At 42.4% G+C, this 16,769-nt stretch carries 13 protein-coding genes and 1 pseudogene; 7 read left to right on the top strand and 7 right to left on the bottom strand.

Annotated features, from left to right (window positions below; all coding sequences use genetic code 11):
- Positions 1 to 13: 13 nt before the first annotated feature.
- Positions 14 to 814, top strand: coding sequence for a UDP-2,3-diacylglucosamine diphosphatase (locus ACYIB7_RS12730; RefSeq protein ID WP_099464272.1), 801 nt, complete (start codon positions 14 to 16; stop codon positions 812 to 814).
- The gene (locus tag ACYIB7_RS12725; RefSeq protein WP_480337326.1) at positions 811 to 1,968 is read left to right on the top strand and encodes a glycosyltransferase family protein; all 1,158 of its coding nucleotides are present in this window, start codon (positions 811 to 813) and stop codon (positions 1,966 to 1,968) included. Before ACYIB7_RS12730 ends, ACYIB7_RS12725 begins: the two co-directional genes overlap by 4 nt.
- Before the next feature lie 3 nt (positions 1,969 to 1,971).
- On the opposite strand, the gene ACYIB7_RS12720 is transcribed toward ACYIB7_RS12725, so the two are convergent.
- Together ACYIB7_RS12720 and ACYIB7_RS12715 are read right to left on the bottom strand one after the other, a co-directional pair.
- On the bottom strand, positions 1,972 to 3,252 hold the full coding sequence (locus ACYIB7_RS12720) for an O-acetylhomoserine aminocarboxypropyltransferase/cysteine synthase family protein (RefSeq protein ID WP_480337324.1): 1,281 nt from the start codon (positions 3,250 to 3,252) through the stop codon (positions 1,972 to 1,974).
- A 67-nt stretch (positions 3,253 to 3,319) separates the two neighbouring features.
- The gene (locus tag ACYIB7_RS12715) at positions 3,320 to 4,648 is read right to left on the bottom strand and encodes an MATE family efflux transporter (RefSeq protein WP_480337323.1); all 1,329 of its coding nucleotides are present in this window, start codon (positions 4,646 to 4,648) and stop codon (positions 3,320 to 3,322) included.
- An 82-nt stretch (positions 4,649 to 4,730) separates the two neighbouring features.
- On the opposite strand from ACYIB7_RS12715, the gene ACYIB7_RS12710 reads away from it, so the two are divergent.
- On the top strand, positions 4,731 to 5,615 hold the full coding sequence (locus tag ACYIB7_RS12710; protein ID WP_099464268.1) for a TIM barrel protein: 885 nt from the start codon (positions 4,731 to 4,733) through the stop codon (positions 5,613 to 5,615).
- Between the two features lie 90 nt (positions 5,616 to 5,705).
- Here the strand turns inward: ACYIB7_RS12710 and ACYIB7_RS12705 are convergent, their stop codons facing one another.
- Entirely contained in the window at positions 5,706 to 7,895 is a 2,190-nt protein-coding gene (locus ACYIB7_RS12705; protein WP_099464267.1) for a glutamine synthetase III family protein, read from the bottom strand.
- A 282-nt stretch (positions 7,896 to 8,177) separates the two neighbouring features.
- Between ACYIB7_RS12705 and ACYIB7_RS12700 the strand changes: the two genes are divergently transcribed.
- The gene (locus ACYIB7_RS12700; protein WP_480337320.1) at positions 8,178 to 8,726 is read left to right on the top strand and encodes an eCIS core domain-containing protein; all 549 of its coding nucleotides are present in this window, start codon (positions 8,178 to 8,180) and stop codon (positions 8,724 to 8,726) included.
- A 130-nt stretch (positions 8,727 to 8,856) separates the two neighbouring features.
- On the opposite strand, the gene ACYIB7_RS12695 is transcribed toward ACYIB7_RS12700, so the two are convergent.
- On the bottom strand, positions 8,857 to 11,061 hold the full coding sequence (locus ACYIB7_RS12695; protein ID WP_103982585.1) for a sodium-translocating pyrophosphatase: 2,205 nt from the start codon (positions 11,059 to 11,061) through the stop codon (positions 8,857 to 8,859).
- A gap of 166 nt (positions 11,062 to 11,227) precedes the next feature.
- Between ACYIB7_RS12695 and ACYIB7_RS12690 the strand changes: the two genes are divergently transcribed.
- From ACYIB7_RS12690 to ACYIB7_RS12680, 3 genes are all read left to right on the top strand, one after another.
- Positions 11,228 to 12,067, top strand: coding sequence for a patatin-like phospholipase family protein (locus ACYIB7_RS12690; protein WP_099464849.1), 840 nt, complete (start codon positions 11,228 to 11,230; stop codon positions 12,065 to 12,067).
- A gap of 54 nt (positions 12,068 to 12,121) precedes the next feature.
- Positions 12,122 to 13,822 (top strand): alpha-amylase family glycosyl hydrolase, encoded by a 1,701-nt coding sequence (locus tag ACYIB7_RS12685; protein WP_103982651.1) that lies wholly within the window; start codon positions 12,122 to 12,124, stop codon positions 13,820 to 13,822.
- Between the two features lie 62 nt (positions 13,823 to 13,884).
- Positions 13,885 to 14,829: a ribose-phosphate pyrophosphokinase gene (locus ACYIB7_RS12680; protein WP_103982586.1), complete on the top strand. Its 945-nt coding sequence runs from the start codon at positions 13,885 to 13,887 to the stop codon at positions 14,827 to 14,829.
- A gap of 95 nt (positions 14,830 to 14,924) precedes the next feature.
- Here ACYIB7_RS12680 and ACYIB7_RS12675 read toward each other — a convergent pair.
- From ACYIB7_RS12675 to mnmA, 3 genes and pseudogenes are all read right to left on the bottom strand, one after another.
- A pseudogene (locus ACYIB7_RS12675) lies at positions 14,925 to 15,134 on the bottom strand (winged helix-turn-helix domain-containing protein); the annotation flags it as partial.
- On the bottom strand, positions 15,127 to 15,594 hold the full coding sequence (locus tag ACYIB7_RS12670; RefSeq protein ID WP_480337317.1) for a hypothetical protein: 468 nt from the start codon (positions 15,592 to 15,594) through the stop codon (positions 15,127 to 15,129). The pseudogene ACYIB7_RS12675 and the gene ACYIB7_RS12670, both read right to left, overlap by 8 nt.
- A 74-nt stretch (positions 15,595 to 15,668) precedes the next feature.
- Positions 15,669 to 16,745 (bottom strand): tRNA 2-thiouridine(34) synthase MnmA, encoded by a 1,077-nt coding sequence (gene mnmA, locus ACYIB7_RS12665; protein ID WP_480337315.1) that lies wholly within the window; start codon positions 16,743 to 16,745, stop codon positions 15,669 to 15,671.
- Between the last annotated feature and the right edge of the window lie 24 nt (positions 16,746 to 16,769).

Below are 16,769 nucleotides of genomic sequence, written 5' to 3'. Positions count from 1 at the left end.
TTAGAGAAACAACATGGAATTAAGAACATATTACCCGACAATAGTCTTATCCGATATTCATTTAGGTTCCGAGCATTCACGAACGGAAGAAGTAACCAACTTCCTGAAACATGTAGATTGCAAACATCTTATTTTAAATGGTGATATTATTGACGGCTGGCAACTTAAAAAAACTGGTAAACGGTGGAAGCAAAAACATACGGACTTCTTTAAAGTATTAATGAAAATGATGGAGAAGAGAGGAACACAGATTATTTATGTTCGTGGAAACCATGATGACTTTCTGGATAACTTAATACCTTTTCAAATATCGAATGTCTCTATTGTAAAAGATTATTTGTTGGAAAGCCACGGCAAACGCTATCTGGTAACGCATGGTGACATTTTTGATACAGTTACTTCCAATATGCGTTGGCTGGCAATGCTGGGAGATGCCGGATATACATTTCTCCTGTGGGTGAATAAGATATATAACCGTTATCGTGAAAAAAAAGGTAAAACTTATTATTCTTTATCTCAAAAAGTAAAACATAAAGTTAAAAGCGCTGTTTCATATATATCGAAGTTTGAAAGTGAACTGGTAAGATTGGCCGAGGCCAAAAGACTGGATGGCATTATATGTGGCCACATCCATCAGGCTGCCAATGTGTATTATGGGAATATTCATTATCTGAACTCGGGTGATTGGGTCGAAAGTATGACTGCCCTTGTAGAAAATGAAGATGGAGAATGGAATGTTATCTCTTACAGTAATCTGGAAAACAATACGGAAAAAGATATACAAAAAGAACATTATTATTCAGCTGTTATATGAAGATACTTTTTATTGTGCAGGGTGAGGGTAGAGGACATTTAACCCAGGCATTGTCTTTAAAACAGAAACTCGTTGCCGAAGGACATGAAGTAGTAGGCGTGCTTGTTGGTAAGAGTCCCGCACGCAGGTTGCCTTTGTTCTTTACGGAGAAAATAGCAACGCCTGTTTTTTCTTTTGAAAGTCCTAACTTTTTGCCGACAGCTAAAAATAAACAAGCTAATTTATTGAAGAGTGTTGTTTATAATTTGGCCCGCCTGCATAAATATGTAGCAAGTATATTATATATAAACCGGATTATAAAGGAGACAAAAGCGGATGTGGTTGTGAATTTTTATGAGTTGCTGACCGGATTGACCTATTTATTCTTCCGCCCCCGGGCAAAAATGATATGCATCGCCCATCAATACCTTTTTCTACACCCGGACTTTAGTTTCCCTAGGTTAAACTCTTTGTCTCTGGCTTCTCTCAAATTCTTTACCCTGATGACAGCAATTGGTTCGGTGAAGAAACTGGCTTTATCTTTTAGGAAGATGCGTGAAGTTCCATCAAAGAGGATAATTGTGGTACCTCCTTTGCTAAGGCAAGAGGTGCTTGAAGCAACACCCCGTAATGGCAATTATTTACATGGTTATCTTTTAAATAGCGGTTTTAGTGAAGAAATTGGGACTTGGCATAAAAAGCATCCGCAGGTAAGTATGCATTTCTTTTGGGATAAAAAGAACGTTTCTGCGGAATTGCAGGTGGATACGAATCTGACATTCCACCAATTAAATGACACACTTTTTATTGAATATATGGCTGGAGCAAAGGCATATGCAACAACAGCCGGTTTTGAATCTGTTTGCGAGGCGATGTATTTGAATAAGCCTGTCCTTATGGTTCCTACTCATATAGAACAAGCTTGCAACGCTTTCGACGCCTCTTTGGAGGGAGCTGGTATCATAAGTAACCAATTCGATTTGGATACCTTACTCGATTTATCAGAAACACACAAACCTAATACCCGCTTCTCTCATTGGGTAAAACAAGCCGACTGGCTCATTTTGCGTGAATTCCGCTCCGACTTACTGGTAGATGAAGAGCCGGTCCCAACTTTTTTCCAGCGCTTTATAACAAACTGGACTTGTCGGTTGGGACGGTTTCTTCCTATTTAATCTTTACTTATCCAATGCCTGTTCTATATCTGCAATGATATCATCTGCATTTTCGATACCTACGGAGAAACGGATCAGATCGGGTGCAACTCCTGCTTCTATCAATTGTTCGTCGGTAAGTTGACGGTGTGTATGGCTGGCAGGATGAAGAACACAGGTACGGGCATCTGCTACGTGGGTTACGATAGCTGCCAGTTGCAGGCTGTCCATAAACTTGATTGCTACATCGCGTCCGCCTTTTAATCCGAATGACAAAACTCCGCAAGAACCGTTTGGCAAATATTTCTTGGCTAATGTATGATGTTTGTTGTCTTCCAGGTCCGGATAGTTAACCCAGGCTACTTTGTCGCATTTTTGTAACCATTTGGCTACAGCCAAAGCATTTTTACAATGTTGAGGTACACGTAAATGCAGTGTCTCAAGTCCTAAATTCAACAAGAATGCATTCTGTGGAGCTTGTATGGCTCCCAGGTCGCGCATCAACTGGCTGGTAGCTTTGGTGATAAAAGCCCCTTTACCGAAGGCTTTACTATAAGTAAGTCCGTGATATGACGGATCGGGTTGGCAAAGGCCTGGGAATTTATCGGCATGCGCATCCCAGTCAAAGTTGCCACTGTCAACAATGCAGCCTCCTACAGCAGTTGCGTGGCCGTCCATATATTTTGTTGTGGAATGAGTAACAATGTCTGCCCCCCATTCAAACGGACGGCAGTTAATAGGTGTTGCAAACGTATTGTCAACGATCAGAGGAACGCCGTGCTTATGGGCTATACGGGCAAATTTCTCTATATCCAATACCATTACTCCGGGATTGGAAAGTGTCTCTCCAAACATTAGTTTTGTATTTGGACGGAACGCTTTGCTTATTTCTTCCTCGCTGGCATCCTGGTCAACGAATGTACATTCAATTCCTAACTTCTTAAGCGTAACAGCCAACAGGTTATATGTTCCGCCATAAATGCTGGTTGCGCTTACAATATGATCGCCTGCCTCGCAGATATTGAAGAAGGCATAAAAACTGGCTGCCTGTCCGGATGAAGTAAGCATAGCAGCAACGCCTCCTTCAAGGGCGGCAATTTTGGCGGCTACGGCTTCGTTTGTCGGATTTTGCAAGCGGGTATAGAAGAATCCGCTCTCTTCCAGGTCGAAAAGTTTCGCCATCTGTTCGCTGGTTTCATACTTGAATGTCGTACTCTGATAAATAGGTAGTACTCGTGGTTCTCCTTTTTGGGGTTGCCAGCCGGCCTGTACACACAGGGTTTCCGGTTTCAATTTGTTTGCCATATTGATTCTGTTTTTTACTTGAGTTGCAAATGTAAGGATTATTACTTTTCTGTCAGGAGAAAAGTAATTACAATATTCTTTTTTGTAAAATACGGAACCAGATAAAAGCAACAATCCCCTTAAGCATACTTGAAATACTGATGGCCCACCATACGCCTGCTACACCGAATCCTATCGCTGTGAGCCCGATGGCTATCGGAACACGAAGCGTGTTAAACGTGATACTGATAATCGCAGGAGGCATAGTGCGTCCTGTTCCATAAAATATTCCCTGGGTTGTGATTTCAAGCATCATAAATATCATGGAATAGCCGTCTATGCGGAGGAAGATCCCACCTGCTTCATAGGCTGCTTGTTCCGGTACGATCAATGAAAATATTTCACTTCCGTAGAAAACAAATAGAAAAGTACAAAGAATACCGAGCGTTGTTGTCATCTTCATTGTCGTGTAGTAAGCACTCATAACCCTCTCTTTACATTTGGCAGCATAATTTTGTGCTACGAATGCGCTGAGCGACATGCTGAATCCCTGAGATGTATTCCAGGCAATTGCTTCTAATTGTCCGCCGGCTGTAAGCGTCATTAACCCGATATGTCCTCCGTAAGTAGAGGCTGTACGTGCCATGAATAGGTTAATAATAGCGAAGAATGTATTAAGTGCCGCAACAGGAAGTCCTAGTTGGAAGATACGTTTTGCATATTTGCTCTTCAATTTGGTGAAGAAAGGGAATCCGCCAAGCAGTTTACCTCTCTTTTTTAATTGATAGATAAAGAGGACAACTACAATTCCTTCTGATAGCCATGTAGCCCATGCCGCGCCAACTGTTCCCCATCCTAATCCGAAGATAAATAAGGGGTCCAGAATCATATTCATCACAAGTCCTGTCCCACTTATATAAAATGGAACTTTGCTTAGTCCGGCTGCATAATAGATGCCTGTGAAAGCATACGTAAGGAATATAAATGGAAATGCTGTAGAAATGATCTGCAGATATTCCACGGCTTTTGTGGCAATCGGTGTTTCCAGTTTATAAATGTCGACAATAGGATTTGCAAAAACGAATAGCAATAGCCCCCAACAGATGGAAAGTATCAGGGCAATGGTCAGGTTATGAGATGCATAAAGTCTGGCATCTTTCTGGTTCTGGGCTCCGATGCTTTGCCCTACGCTGACTTCTGCTCCTATTTTATTTAATAAGGCGATCGAATTGGTCATCCAGGTAAGAATACCCACTGCTCCAACGGCAGCTACCGATTCGCTTCCCAGTCGTCCAACCCAGGCCATATCTGTTATGCTGTATGCCATTTGGATGAAGGAGGTTCCCATTATGGGGATTGCCAGATTGAATAATTGGCGGGTGATAGGGCCTTTTGTTAGATTTTTTGTACCGTGCATGACTGACCGTCTGAATTTTGTGCGAAAGTAAAAATATTTTTTTATCTTTAGCGCTGCTAATCTTAAAGAAAATAATAAAGATATGATTACAAGAAGAAATTTTTTAAAAGCAGGAGCTGCTGTTGCTGCTTTAAGTGTGGTACCTGATGGATTCGCTTCTGTGTTGGCGAATAAAGAAAAAGCAATAGGTTTGCAATTATACAGTGTGCGCGAGGATTTGGAGAAAAACTTCGATGCAACGATGAAAGCTGTAGTGAACATTGGTTACAAACGATTGGAAGCAGCCGGCTATAAAGAAGGTAAGTTTTATGGCAAAACTCCTGCTGAAATGAAGAAATACCTGAATGATTTGGGAGCTAAAATGGTTGGTTCGCATACCGGAAGTGGCCTGATTGCCAATGGTAATGCCGAAGGTTGGGATTTCTGGAAGAAGAATATGGATGCTACTTCCGAATTGGGTTGCAAGTGGATTATACAAGCCGGTTATCCTGCCGGAGATATTAAGAGCATTTCGGATGTAAGACGTTTGGCAGACCAGTTTAATAAGTGTGGCGAAATGGCAAAAGCTAACGGTCTGCGCTTTGCTTTCCATAACCATGTGGACGAATTTCATAAGCTGGACGGAGAGATTCCTTTCGACGTCATGATCGAGAATACTGACAAAGATTTGGTTGCTTTCCAGATGGATACGGCACAAGTGGTATTCGGAGGCTATAAATGCCATGATTATGTAAACCGTTATCCGGGACGTTTCTCTAACTGGCACCTGAAAGATGCCAATCCGAATGGAAAAGGTAGTACGGAAATGGGAAAAGGCATGGTAGATTTCAAAGCTTTGTTTGCCGTGGCGGATAAAGCCGGATTGGAAGATTACTTCATAGAACAGGAAACTTATAATATGACACCGCTACAAGCAGTGAAATATGATTACGACTTCTTGATGAAAGCACCATACGTGAAATTTTAGTAGCCTAAAGCTATGAAATAGAGTTAACAAAAGAAGAGGGGCTGTCTGAACAATCAGACAGCCCCTCTCTTATATTCCGTAGGGTCGTGTTTACCGGATAAATAACAGTTCGCGGTATTTCGGTAGCGGCCACATCTGGTTGTCCACCATCAGTTCCAACTCATCTATATGGTCGCGTATAGCATCCAGATAAGGAGCCACTGTATCGTGATAAGCAACAGCACGTGTGCGAAGGTCGCCGATGCGGTTTGCCATCTTGCGGGCTTCGATCATTTCGTCTGTCATTTTTGTAACGCAACCTACATGCTGAGATATTTTACGTACCAAACGACGCGGCTCTGCAGCCAACTCCTCATATTCTTCCGCACTGAATGTCTCTTTTAGTTTGGTGATATTGCTGAGTAATAAAGACTGGTAATGCAGTACTACCGGAATGATATGGTTCATTGACAGATCACCCAATACGCGCGCTTCTATCTGTACTTTTTTGATATAGACTTCCCATTTTACTTCGTTGCGTGCTTCCAGCTCCTTCTCACTCAGTACGCCGGTAGCTGTAAACATTTTTATTACTTCCGGTTTTAGATAAGCATCGTATTGTAACGGAACGCTGTTTTCGCAATCCAGCCCGCGGCGTGCAGCTTCCGCTTTCCATTCGTCGCAGTAACCGTTACCGTCGAAACGGATCGGTTTGGATTCTTTTATATACTCTTTCAGTACTTCAAAGATGGCAGCTTCCTTGCTTTTTCCGGCAGCGCGAAGTGCTTCCACATCTTTCTTGAATTGGCGTAGCTGATAGGCTACGGCAGAATTTAATGCCAGCATGGCCGAACCGCAGTTGGCTGATGAACCCAATGCACGGAACTCAAAACGGTTCCCGGTGAAAGCAAAAGGCGACGTACGGTTACGGTCGGTATTATCTAATAACAGTTCGGGTATTTGCCCGAATCCCAGATGTAAGCGTTTCTTATCGTCTACTTCTATGGCATCTTCAATGGAACTGTTTTCGAACTTGTCCAATATCTCTGAAATCTGTGTTCCCAGGAAAGAGGAAATGATTGCAGGAGGCGCTTCGTTTGCTCCCAAACGATGTGCATTCGTAGCCGATGCAATACTGGCTTTCAGTAATGCATTGTATTTATATACAGCCATCAGAGTGTTGACTACGAAAGTAATGAAGCGCAAATTGTCTTCGCGGTCTTTGCCCGGTGAGAATAAGTTGATGCCTGTATCTGTACCCATCGACCAATTGCAGTGTTTGCCCGAACCGTTCACACCGTTGAATGGCTTTTCGTGCAACAATACACGGAAATTGTGATGCCGTGCAACGCGTTTCATAACCGACATGAGTAACTGGTTATGGTCGTTTGCCAGATTACATTCTTCATAAATAGGTGCTAATTCGAACTGGTTCGGAGCAACCTCATTATGGCGGGTTTTTACCGGAATACCCAGTTTATAACATTCGATTTCCAACTCTTTCATGAACTCTTGTACACGAGAAGGAATGGCGCCGAAATAATGATCGTCCAACTGCTGGTTTTTGGCACTTTCGTGTCCCAGTAAAGTACGTTCTGTCAATGATAAGTCCGGGCGTGCAGAATATAAATCTTCATCAACCAGGAAATATTCCTGTTCCCAGCCAAGGAAGGTGATTACTTTATTTACGTCTTCATCAAAATAGTTGCAAACTTCTTTTGCCGCTTTTCCTAAAGCCTCAACCGAGCGGATCAACGGAGTTTTATAGTCTAACGCTTCGCCTGTGTAGGCAATGAAGACGGTAGGGATACATAAAGTGTCGTCTACGATGAATGCCGGAGACGAAGGATCCCAGGCCGAATATCCGCGGGCTTCGAAGGTGTTTCTTAAACCTCCGTTTGGAAAGCTGGATGCATCCGGTTCCTGTTGTACAAGCAGTTTTCCGCTGAATTCTTCAATCATGCCGCCATTGCCGTCATGTTCAACAAAAGCGTCATGCTTTTCGGCAGTTCCGTCTGTAAGTGGTTGAAACCAGTGCGTGTAGTGGGTAACGCCTTTTTCCAGGGCCCACATACGCATACCGGCAGCTACGTGGTTAGCAAATTGCCGGTCGATAGGAGCACCATTGTCAATGGCGTGGGTTAAGGCTTTGTAAGTTTCTTGCGAAAGATACTTTTGCATAGCCTTACGGTTAAAAACATTCTCACCGAAATATTCGGATACTTTACGATTGGGAGTGATTACTTCGACGGCTTTACGGTTGGAAGCCTTCTCTACTGCATTAAAGCGTGAGATTGACATACGGATTGTTTTTATGTTATACCGGCGGCAAAGATACAAGCAAATCTTCATTTTGGCTTACAGATCGTTGTTAAAATATATATTCCTGCGGATGAGAGTTTGAATTTTATCAGGAAGCTCTTTTTCTATTGTTCGCAAACCGGATTCCCTGTTTCACAAATTATAATAGTTATCTTTTTACGTAGCCTTTAGTTTTGTTTCCGTAGGCTTACAGAGATAACAAAATAACAGGCGGGTTCCGAAAAGCCTTTAACAGAGTAGGAGGGTAAACAGATAATAATTATGGCAGGATATGTAAAGGAATTGCCTCAGGACTTAAAGAGTGCAATCGAGACTCTCTCTGGCTTTACGTTAGATGATGTAAGAGTGCATTATGACTCTCCCAGGCCGGCAAACATTAATGCGCTTGCTTATGCACAAGGAACAAATATTTATTTAGGTCCGGGACAGGAGCACCTTTTATCTCATGAAGCCTGGCATGTAGTTCAGCAAATGCAAGGACGTGTGCAGCCTACGACCGTAGTAGGCGGAATGCCTGTGAATGACAATGCAGAGCTTGAACATGAAGCCGACGTGATGGGGGAAAGAGCTATGAAGGTAGCTAATGGAGAGGTAGCGGCTTCTCCGGTGCCGGAGGCTTCTCGTAAAGAGTTAAAGGATGTAGCACAGCTCGCAAAAGTTACGTTGCCGAAAGGTGTATTTACTTCGGATTTGAAACCTCGGAATTCAAAAAATGGAGTGGAAATGACATTGAAATTCCAGCCCAATATTGCGGAGGATCATGTTGTAGGATTGATACAAATGATCCTGGGACAGGACATACCGAACTAAAGTTGAGTTGATAACTGTCAGCCAAGCGGTTGACAGTTATCAACTCAACTTTTTTAGGCGGGAAAATACTACCGTATTCTATAAACAGAATAGCATTTGCCATAGACATAAACCCATTTAGGGCTATTAATCAGAATATACTCCAGGCCACAGTCAGGCCGGCCATTACAATTGCAACCATACTCATAAGTTTAATGAGTATGTTGAGACTTGGACCGGATGTGTCTTTGAACGGATCGCCAACAGTGTCTCCAACGACAGTTGCTTTGTGGGCTTCGCTTCCTTTGCCCCCATGATTACCTTCTTCAATATGTTTCTTTGCATTATCCCAGGCACCGCCGGCATTAGCCATAAATACAGCCAGTACGAATCCGGTACTTAATCCGCCAATAAGTAGGCCTACAACACCCGAAACACCGAATATAAAACCTGTCAATACCGGAGCAATAATTGCCAGCATGGAGGGAAGAACCATTTCGTGTTGAGCACCTTTTGTTGCTATTTCTACACAGCGGGCGTAATCTGGTTCAGCCTCGCCGGTAAGGATACCTTTTATTTCGCGGAACTGGCGGCGAACTTCTTCTACCATGTGGCCTGCTGCACGTCCTACAGCATTCATGGTAAGCCCACAAAACATGAAGGCCATCATAGAACCGATAAACATGCCGGATAATACTTTTGGATTCATCAATGTAATATCATAATAAAACATGAAGTCGGAGAAAGAAGCTTTGGATATTTCGATAGTACGTCCATCGGCAAAAGAAAGAACTGTTTCGCCAAGCCGTAATAGTCCTATTTTTATCTCTTCAATATAAGAAGCCAGCAATGCCAGTCCTGTTAATGCTGCCGAACCAATGGCAAAACCTTTGCCTGTAGCGGCCGTAGTATTTCCCAGAGAATCCAATGCGTCGGTACGCTTGCGTACTTCTTTCCCTAGTCCTGACATTTCTGCATTTCCTCCGGCATTGTCTGCTATCGGTCCGTAGGCATCTGTCGCTAATGTGATACCTAAGGTAGAAAGCATGCCCACAGCAGCTATGCCGATTCCGTATAATCCCATAGTTACGTTGTTGAAATCAAACCCGGAAGCAAATAAAAAAGAACATATAATGCCTGTGACGACAGCCAATACAGGAATGGCTGTTGAAAGCATACCTAATCCCAGACCGGAGATGATCACAGTGGCAGGGCCGGTTAATCCGGCTAGAGATACGTTTCGGGTAGGTTTGTATGACTGGGAGGTATAGTATTCCGTTGCTTGTCCGATAACTATGCCTACTAATAAACCGATTATAACGGAACATCCTATCCAGAACCAATTCTGCATACCTAACAGGTATAATATACCGAATGTGGAAATAGCAATCAGTACCGAACTGAGTGTTGTTCCTATGGCCAATGCTTTTAACAATGCTTTTATTGAAGCATCTTCTTTGGTTTGTACGGCAAATATACCGATGATTGATAAAACGATGCCTACGGCAGCAATTAACATGGGTGCAATAACAGCTTTGTATTGCATCTCTGTATCGCCTGATGCAACAAAAGCCGCTGCGCCTAATGCTGCAGTGGCAAGGATAGAACCGCAGTAGGATTCGTATAAATCGGCTCCCATGCCTGCAACATCGCCAACATTATCACCAACATTGTCTGCAATAGTAGCCGGATTGCGTGGATCGTCTTCTGGAATTCCTGCTTCAACCTTACCAACAAGATCAGCTCCTACATCTGCGGCTTTGGTGTAAATGCCACCACCTACGCGGGCGAACAGAGCTTGTGTTGAGGCACCCATTCCGAATGTCAGCATTGTTGTTGTAATGATTGTAAGTTTGTGTGTCGGGGCTAATGCTTCTTCCGGAATAAAGGCGTTCAGTAATATATACCAGAATGAAATATCGAGCAATCCGAGTCCTACCACAACTAATCCCATAACGGCACCGCTTCGGAAAGCTATTTGTAACCCTTTATTTAATGATGTACGTGCTGCATTGGCTGTCCGTGCAGAAGCATAAGTCGCTGTTTTCATTCCGAGGAACCCGGCAAGCCCTGAGAAAAAGCCGCCTGTCAGAAATGCAATGGGCACCCATTCGTTCTGAACTTTCAAACCGTAAGCCATAATGGAAAACAAGACAACAAGGCCAAGAAAGACAAGAGCCACTACTTTGTATTGTTGTTTCAGATAAGACATGGCTCCCGTACGTACATGCAATGCAATTTTTGCCATTAATTCAGTACCCTCACTCTCTTTCATCATCTGTCTGAAGAAATACCAGGCAAACGCCAGCGCTATGAGAGACGCCAGCGGAATAATCCAGAAAATACTTGTAACCATAGCCGACAGATTTAAAGTTTATGTAATATAGTAGAAATATTGACGCTTTATCTTTATCCGTAAATGTAGCAAAAATATAACCGGTGGGAAACTTTTTCATGAATAATTATGTTTCATACTAAAAAAAACAGCATATTTGTTACCGATATAAAGAAGTGAAATGCAGATGACAGGAGAAACGGATCGTAAAGCTTATAAATTAGGTTTAGCTCTGAGTGGAGGAGGAGCAAAGGGTTTTGCGCATATCGGAGTTTTCAAAATGCTTGAAGAATGTGCATTGATGCCGGATATAATAGCCGGAACAAGTGTAGGAGCTTTGATGGGAACGTTGTTTGCAGACGGATATACGGCAGACGAAATCAAGGAACTTTTTACCGGACGCGAGTTTTCTGAATTCGCCCAGTTACAGTTGCCCAAAGCCGGATTGTTTGATAGTAAACGCTTCCGTTATTTTCTGAAAAGGCATTTGAGAACTAAAAATATAGAGGATTTGAGGATCCCGATTGTAATTATGGCAACCGATTTGGATAATGGCGAAAGTCATGAGTTCCGGAGCGGTCCTATTGTTGAAGCTGTTACGGCTTCATGCAGCATTCCTATTATATTCAGTCCGGTTGTGATAAATGGAGTGCATTATGTGGATGGCGGATTGTTCCATAATTTCCCTGTCTCGATAATACGTGATGTATGTGATAAAGTAATAGGCGTGAATGTAAGTCCGCTTGTTTCTCAAAAATATAAGCAGACGATATTTCATATCGCAGAACGGTCTTATCATTATATGTTCCGTGCCAATACACTGGAAGACCGGGAGATGTGCGATGTGTTGATAGAAGCGGAAGAGTTCGGGCTGTATAAAACTTTCGACCTTGAAAATGTAGAGACTATAACAAATATCGGTTATGCCGCTGCCGGACGCGCTTTCGAGAAAGTGTTACGGGAAAACAAATTTGAAACGTTGGTGAAAGCTATTACTACAAAAAAGAACAGAGCTTTACAGCCTTAATGATTTTTGTGCGGGGCTTTCCGGAAATAAAAAACTGAGTCGATGAATAACACGATGAAACAAATGGAAAAGATGGTTATTTATCAGGTGTTCCCTCGATGGTTCGGGAACTTGAATGCTTCCCTGGTAAAGTATGGAGATAAAACGAAGAATGGCGTAGGAAAGTTCTCTGCTTTTACGCCGAAAGCTTTAGCCAAAATTAAGGAGTTGGGGATAACTCATATTTGGTATACCGGAGTAATAGAGCATGCAACAAAAACAGACTATACAGCTTATGGGATACGTAAAGATCATAATGCCGTAGTGAAAGGCAAGGCCGGTTCCCCTTACGCAATCAAAGATTATTATGATGTAGATCCGGACTTGGCGGACAACGTACATGGGCGAATGAAGGAGTTTGAAGAACTGGTGAAGCGTACGCACAATGCCGGAATGAAAGTTATTATAGACTTTGTGCCGAACCATGTGGCACGTCAATATAATTCGGATGTCCGGCTGCCGTTTGTGCAAGATTTGGGACAGCAAGATAATACAACAAAAGCATTTGATGCGAATAATAATTTTTATTATATGCCGGGGCAGTCGCTAACGCTGCATTTCGGAGCTCAGGAAGAAGACTACGAATATAGCGAATTCCCTGCTAAAGTTACAGGAAATAATTGTTTTAGTGCTTCTCCGGGAAAAAATGACTGGTATGAGACCGTGAAACTGAATTATGGTGTAGATTATATGAATGGCGGAACCTGCCATTTTGATCCTCGTCCCGGTACATGGGATAAAATGTTAGACATTTTACTGTTTTGGGCAGATAAAGGTGTTGACGGTTTCCGCTGCGATATGGCGGAGATGGTTCCGGTTGAGTTCTGGAATTGGGTTATTCCTGAGGTAAAGAAGATCTATAAGGATATAATATTCATTGCTGAAGTATATAATCCGGACGAGTATCGGAATTATATTTATACCGGACATTTTGATTATTTATACGATAAAGTAGGCTTGTATGATACAGTCCGTGCGGTTATGACGGGGCGGGCTCCTGCGAGTAATATTACATATTCCTGGCAAGCGTTGGAAGGTATCCGGCATAATATGTTGAATTTCTTGGAAAACCATGATGAACAACGTATCGCTTCGGATTTCTTTGCGGGCGATGCCCGTCCCGGAGTTCCCGGCATGATTGTTTCCGCAGCAATGAATGTGAATCCGGTAATGATATATAGCGGTCAGGAGGTTGGTGAACGTGGCATGGATCAGGAAGGGTTTAGCGGTCGTGACGGACGTACCACAATTTTTGATTATTGGAGTGTGGAGTCTTTGCGTAATTGGATCGATGACTGGAAGTTTGACGGAGGAAAACTAACTGATGATCAGAAACGGCTACGTGAAGTATATGGTAAATTATTGAATGTAGTGCACGATGAGCCTGTTATTGCAAATGGCGAGTTTTATGATTTGATGTATGCAAATAAATCGAATCCGTATTTTAATTCGCATCGTCAATATGTGTTTATGCGTAAGTATAAAAATGAAGTTTTATTGGTTGTAGTTAATTTTGACAAGGCGGAGCAAACTGTACGCGTGGAAATACCGGCTGATGCATTTAAAGCATTAGGTTTTGAAGATAACAAAGCAGCTGTATTGACAGACCTGCTGACAACAGAACATACCGTTAGTACACTCACTGATGCTTACCCTTATCAGGTAGTGCTTTCTGCTTATTCCGGCAAATTATTGAAATTTACTTATAATAATTGACAATTGTTTTATACCTTTGCGGCACATTAAAACAATTCACTTTAAGATAAATATTCGGAATAATGAGTGCACAAACTCCTTTCTTGGTGTTTTCGGGAACCAACTCCCGGTATCTTGCAGAGAAAATTTGCAACAGTCTAGGTTGTCCTCTGGGGCAGATGAACATTCAACACTTTGCCGATGGAGAATTCTCGGTTTCTTACGAAGAATCTATTCGTGGCAGGGATGTATTCTTGGTACAATCTACGTTTCCTAATTCGGACAATTTGATGGAACTGCTTTTAATGATTGATGCAGCCAAACGTGCTTCGGCTCATTCTATCATTGCGGTAATTCCTTATTTTGGCTGGGCACGCCAAGACAGAAAAGACCAACCCCGTGTGTCAATCGGTGCTAAGTTAATTGCTGATATGTTAAGTACGGCAGGTATTAACCGTTTGATTACGATGGATCTGCATGCTGATCAGATTCAGGGATTTTTCAATGTCCCGGTAGATCACTTGTATGCATCATCCGTATTCCTTGATTATATCAAGTCTTCTTTACCAATGGATAATTTGTGCATAGCTACGCCGGATGTCGGTGGTACAAAACGTGCCAGCAGTTATTCTAAATATTTGGGCTTGCCAATGGTGATTTGCCATAAATCCCGTTTACGTGCCAATGAAGTGGCAGAGATGCGTATTATTGGTGATGTGAAAGGATTGGATGTATTATTGGTTGATGACATGGTCGATACAGCTGGAACTATTACAAAGGCTGCTAACCTGATGATGGAAAATGGAGCTAAATCCGTACGTGCCATTGCCAGTCATGCCGTAATGTCGGATCCTGCTTCTACGCGTGTAGACCAGTCCGCGCTTACAGAGATGATCTTTACCGATTCTATACCTTATGCAAAAAAATGCGAGAAGGTGAAAGTGCTTTCTATTGCAGATATGTTTGCTGAGGCTATCCGTCGTGTATGTAAAGACGAATCTATCAGTTCATTGTATGTGATCAAATAAATTTTTCATATTAATAATACAAAAAAGCCTGTCAAAACAATTGACAGGCTTTTTTTATTTCTCTTTATCCAATGTACCCTTTCAACGCATTAACGTATGGTTCGGGCTTTCTTGCCGACAAAGCTCTTTTCTACCTGGATGTAGCCTGCTTCATTCAGTTTATCTATTTGTACACTTAAATTGCCGGCCGTAGCTTCTGTTTTCTCTTTCAGATAGACAAAATCCGCTTCTTCTACCGAGAGAAGAATGGACATGACAGCCAACCGTAATTGTGAATGAAGTAATGGATCTAATTCTTTAAACATAAGCCGTTAGTTGTTGATTACCTTTGCTTTGATTACTAATCCGAGCATTGTTGTTGTCATGGAAACGATAAGCGCTTCCACAAATAGAATTGGCATAGCTGCAAACATACTGACAATGGGGGATATACAGCAGCATAAACCTGCGACAATCCATGTTTTTTTTCTTTTGTTGACTGAATCTTTTGTTCACCTTCTTACCGCTCTTAAAACTCCAGGAGAGTGAGACTTTATTGGCATAATCTACAATCCATTTCAGGATGGAACCCTTATTGTCGAATTTGGATAAACTTGAAAAACTGGTTTTATTATCCGGATATAGTCTGACTGATGTCATTTCACTTCCATCTTTGGGTATGAAGGTAGCTGAGGCAGCTGCATTGACTGTCCATTTCCCGATCCGGGCATTTAATGAGCCAGAAAGAAGATAGCGACTGAAAGAGGTAGCAAATGTCGTTCCCATCAGTATAATCTTGCTTTCTCCTGGAATAGGTAGGAGAATATTGATGCGTGTATAGGGTTATTTTGAAAACTTGCCTATTTCTCTTCCTCTATAATCATACCGCTGCCAAGGCAAAGATGGTGTTCTTTGTCGTAAACCACACCATATTGACCGGGAGCTATTCCTTGAATTTTGTTGTCGGATTCTATGCGGTAAAGGTCGCCTATGCGGCGAATACGTCCGTGGGTAAATTCCGGCGTATGACGGATCTTGAACGTAATTTCCTTTTCGTCGGCAAAATCTCCCCATGGGTCTTCTGTAATGAAATCGAAGCCATTTAGGTTAATTACTTTGCCGTACTGCGTTTCCGGGTCATAACCGTTGGAAACATAGATAATGTTGCGTTTGATATCCTTCTTGATCACAAACCAAGGGCCACCGCTTAAGCCTAAACCTTTGCGTTGTCCGATGGTATGAAACCAATAACCATTATGTTTGCCTAAAATTTTTCCAGTCTCCAGTTCTACAATTTTGCCTACGCGTCGTCCTAAATAGCGCTCTATGAAATCGTTATAGTTAATCTTTCCTAAAAAGCAAATGCCTTGGCTATCCTTGCGTTTGGCACTGGGGAGTTTTTGCTCTTCTGCGATAGCACGTACCTCGCTTTTCATTAAATGGCCAATAGGGAACATCAGTTTCCTGATTTGTAAACGGGTGATTTGTCCGAGGAAATCGGTCTGGTCTTTTACCGGGTCTTTGGCTGTCGAAAGCCATACCTTGCCGTTTATTTCTGTTGTCGTGGCATAATGGCCGGTTGCTATCTTATCAAAGTCTTTACCCCATTTATCTTCAAAACATCCGAACTTGATGAATTTGTTGCACATCATGTCGGGATTTGGCGTAAGGCCGCGTTTAACGGAATCGATCGTATAGCTTACGACCCGTTCCCAATATTCTTCATGCAGAGAAACCACTTCAAATTTGCAGCCATATTTACGGGCAATATAAGAAGTGATCTCGATGTCTTCTTCTGCAGGACAGTCTATGTAGCCGTCTTTATCCTCCATTCCTATCCGGATATAGAAGATGGTGGGATTGTATCCCGCTTCCTTTAACATGTGAACAACTACAGAACTGTCTACTCCTCCTGATACTAATGCTGCTACTTCCATAAATTAAAATATAAAGTGCAAAGG

The sequence above is a fragment of the Parabacteroides sp. KHUB-03 genome, assembly GCF_056640975.1.
The sequence above is the reverse complement of the archived record's forward strand: the minus strand, read 5'-3'. Positions and strand labels throughout refer to the sequence as shown.

Coding starts and splice junctions, on each gene's coding strand:
- ACYIB7_RS12730 (WP_099464272.1), top strand. CDS start 14: ATGGAATTAAGAACATATTACCCGACAATAGTCTTATCCGATATTCAT.
- ACYIB7_RS12725 (WP_480337326.1), top strand. CDS start 811: ATGAAGATACTTTTTATTGTGCAGGGTGAGGGTAGAGGACATTTAACC.
- ACYIB7_RS12720 (WP_480337324.1), bottom strand. CDS start 3,252: ATGGCAAACAAATTGAAACCGGAAACCCTGTGTGTACAGGCCGGCTGG.
- ACYIB7_RS12715 (WP_480337323.1), bottom strand. CDS start 4,648: ATGCACGGTACAAAAAATCTAACAAAAGGCCCTATCACCCGCCAATTA.
- ACYIB7_RS12710 (WP_099464268.1), top strand. CDS start 4,731: ATGATTACAAGAAGAAATTTTTTAAAAGCAGGAGCTGCTGTTGCTGCT.
- ACYIB7_RS12705 (WP_099464267.1), bottom strand. CDS start 7,895: ATGTCAATCTCACGCTTTAATGCAGTAGAGAAGGCTTCCAACCGTAAA.
- ACYIB7_RS12700 (WP_480337320.1), top strand. CDS start 8,178: ATGGCAGGATATGTAAAGGAATTGCCTCAGGACTTAAAGAGTGCAATC.
- ACYIB7_RS12695 (WP_103982585.1), bottom strand. CDS start 11,061: ATGGTTACAAGTATTTTCTGGATTATTCCGCTGGCGTCTCTCATAGCG.
- ACYIB7_RS12690 (WP_099464849.1), top strand. CDS start 11,228: ATGACAGGAGAAACGGATCGTAAAGCTTATAAATTAGGTTTAGCTCTG.
- ACYIB7_RS12685 (WP_103982651.1), top strand. CDS start 12,122: ATGAAACAAATGGAAAAGATGGTTATTTATCAGGTGTTCCCTCGATGG.
- ACYIB7_RS12680 (WP_103982586.1), top strand. CDS start 13,885: ATGAGTGCACAAACTCCTTTCTTGGTGTTTTCGGGAACCAACTCCCGG.
- ACYIB7_RS12670 (WP_480337317.1), bottom strand. CDS start 15,594: ATGGGAACGACATTTGCTACCTCTTTCAGTCGCTATCTTCTTTCTGGC.
- mnmA (WP_480337315.1), bottom strand. CDS start 16,745: ATGGAAGTAGCAGCATTAGTATCAGGAGGAGTAGACAGTTCTGTAGTT.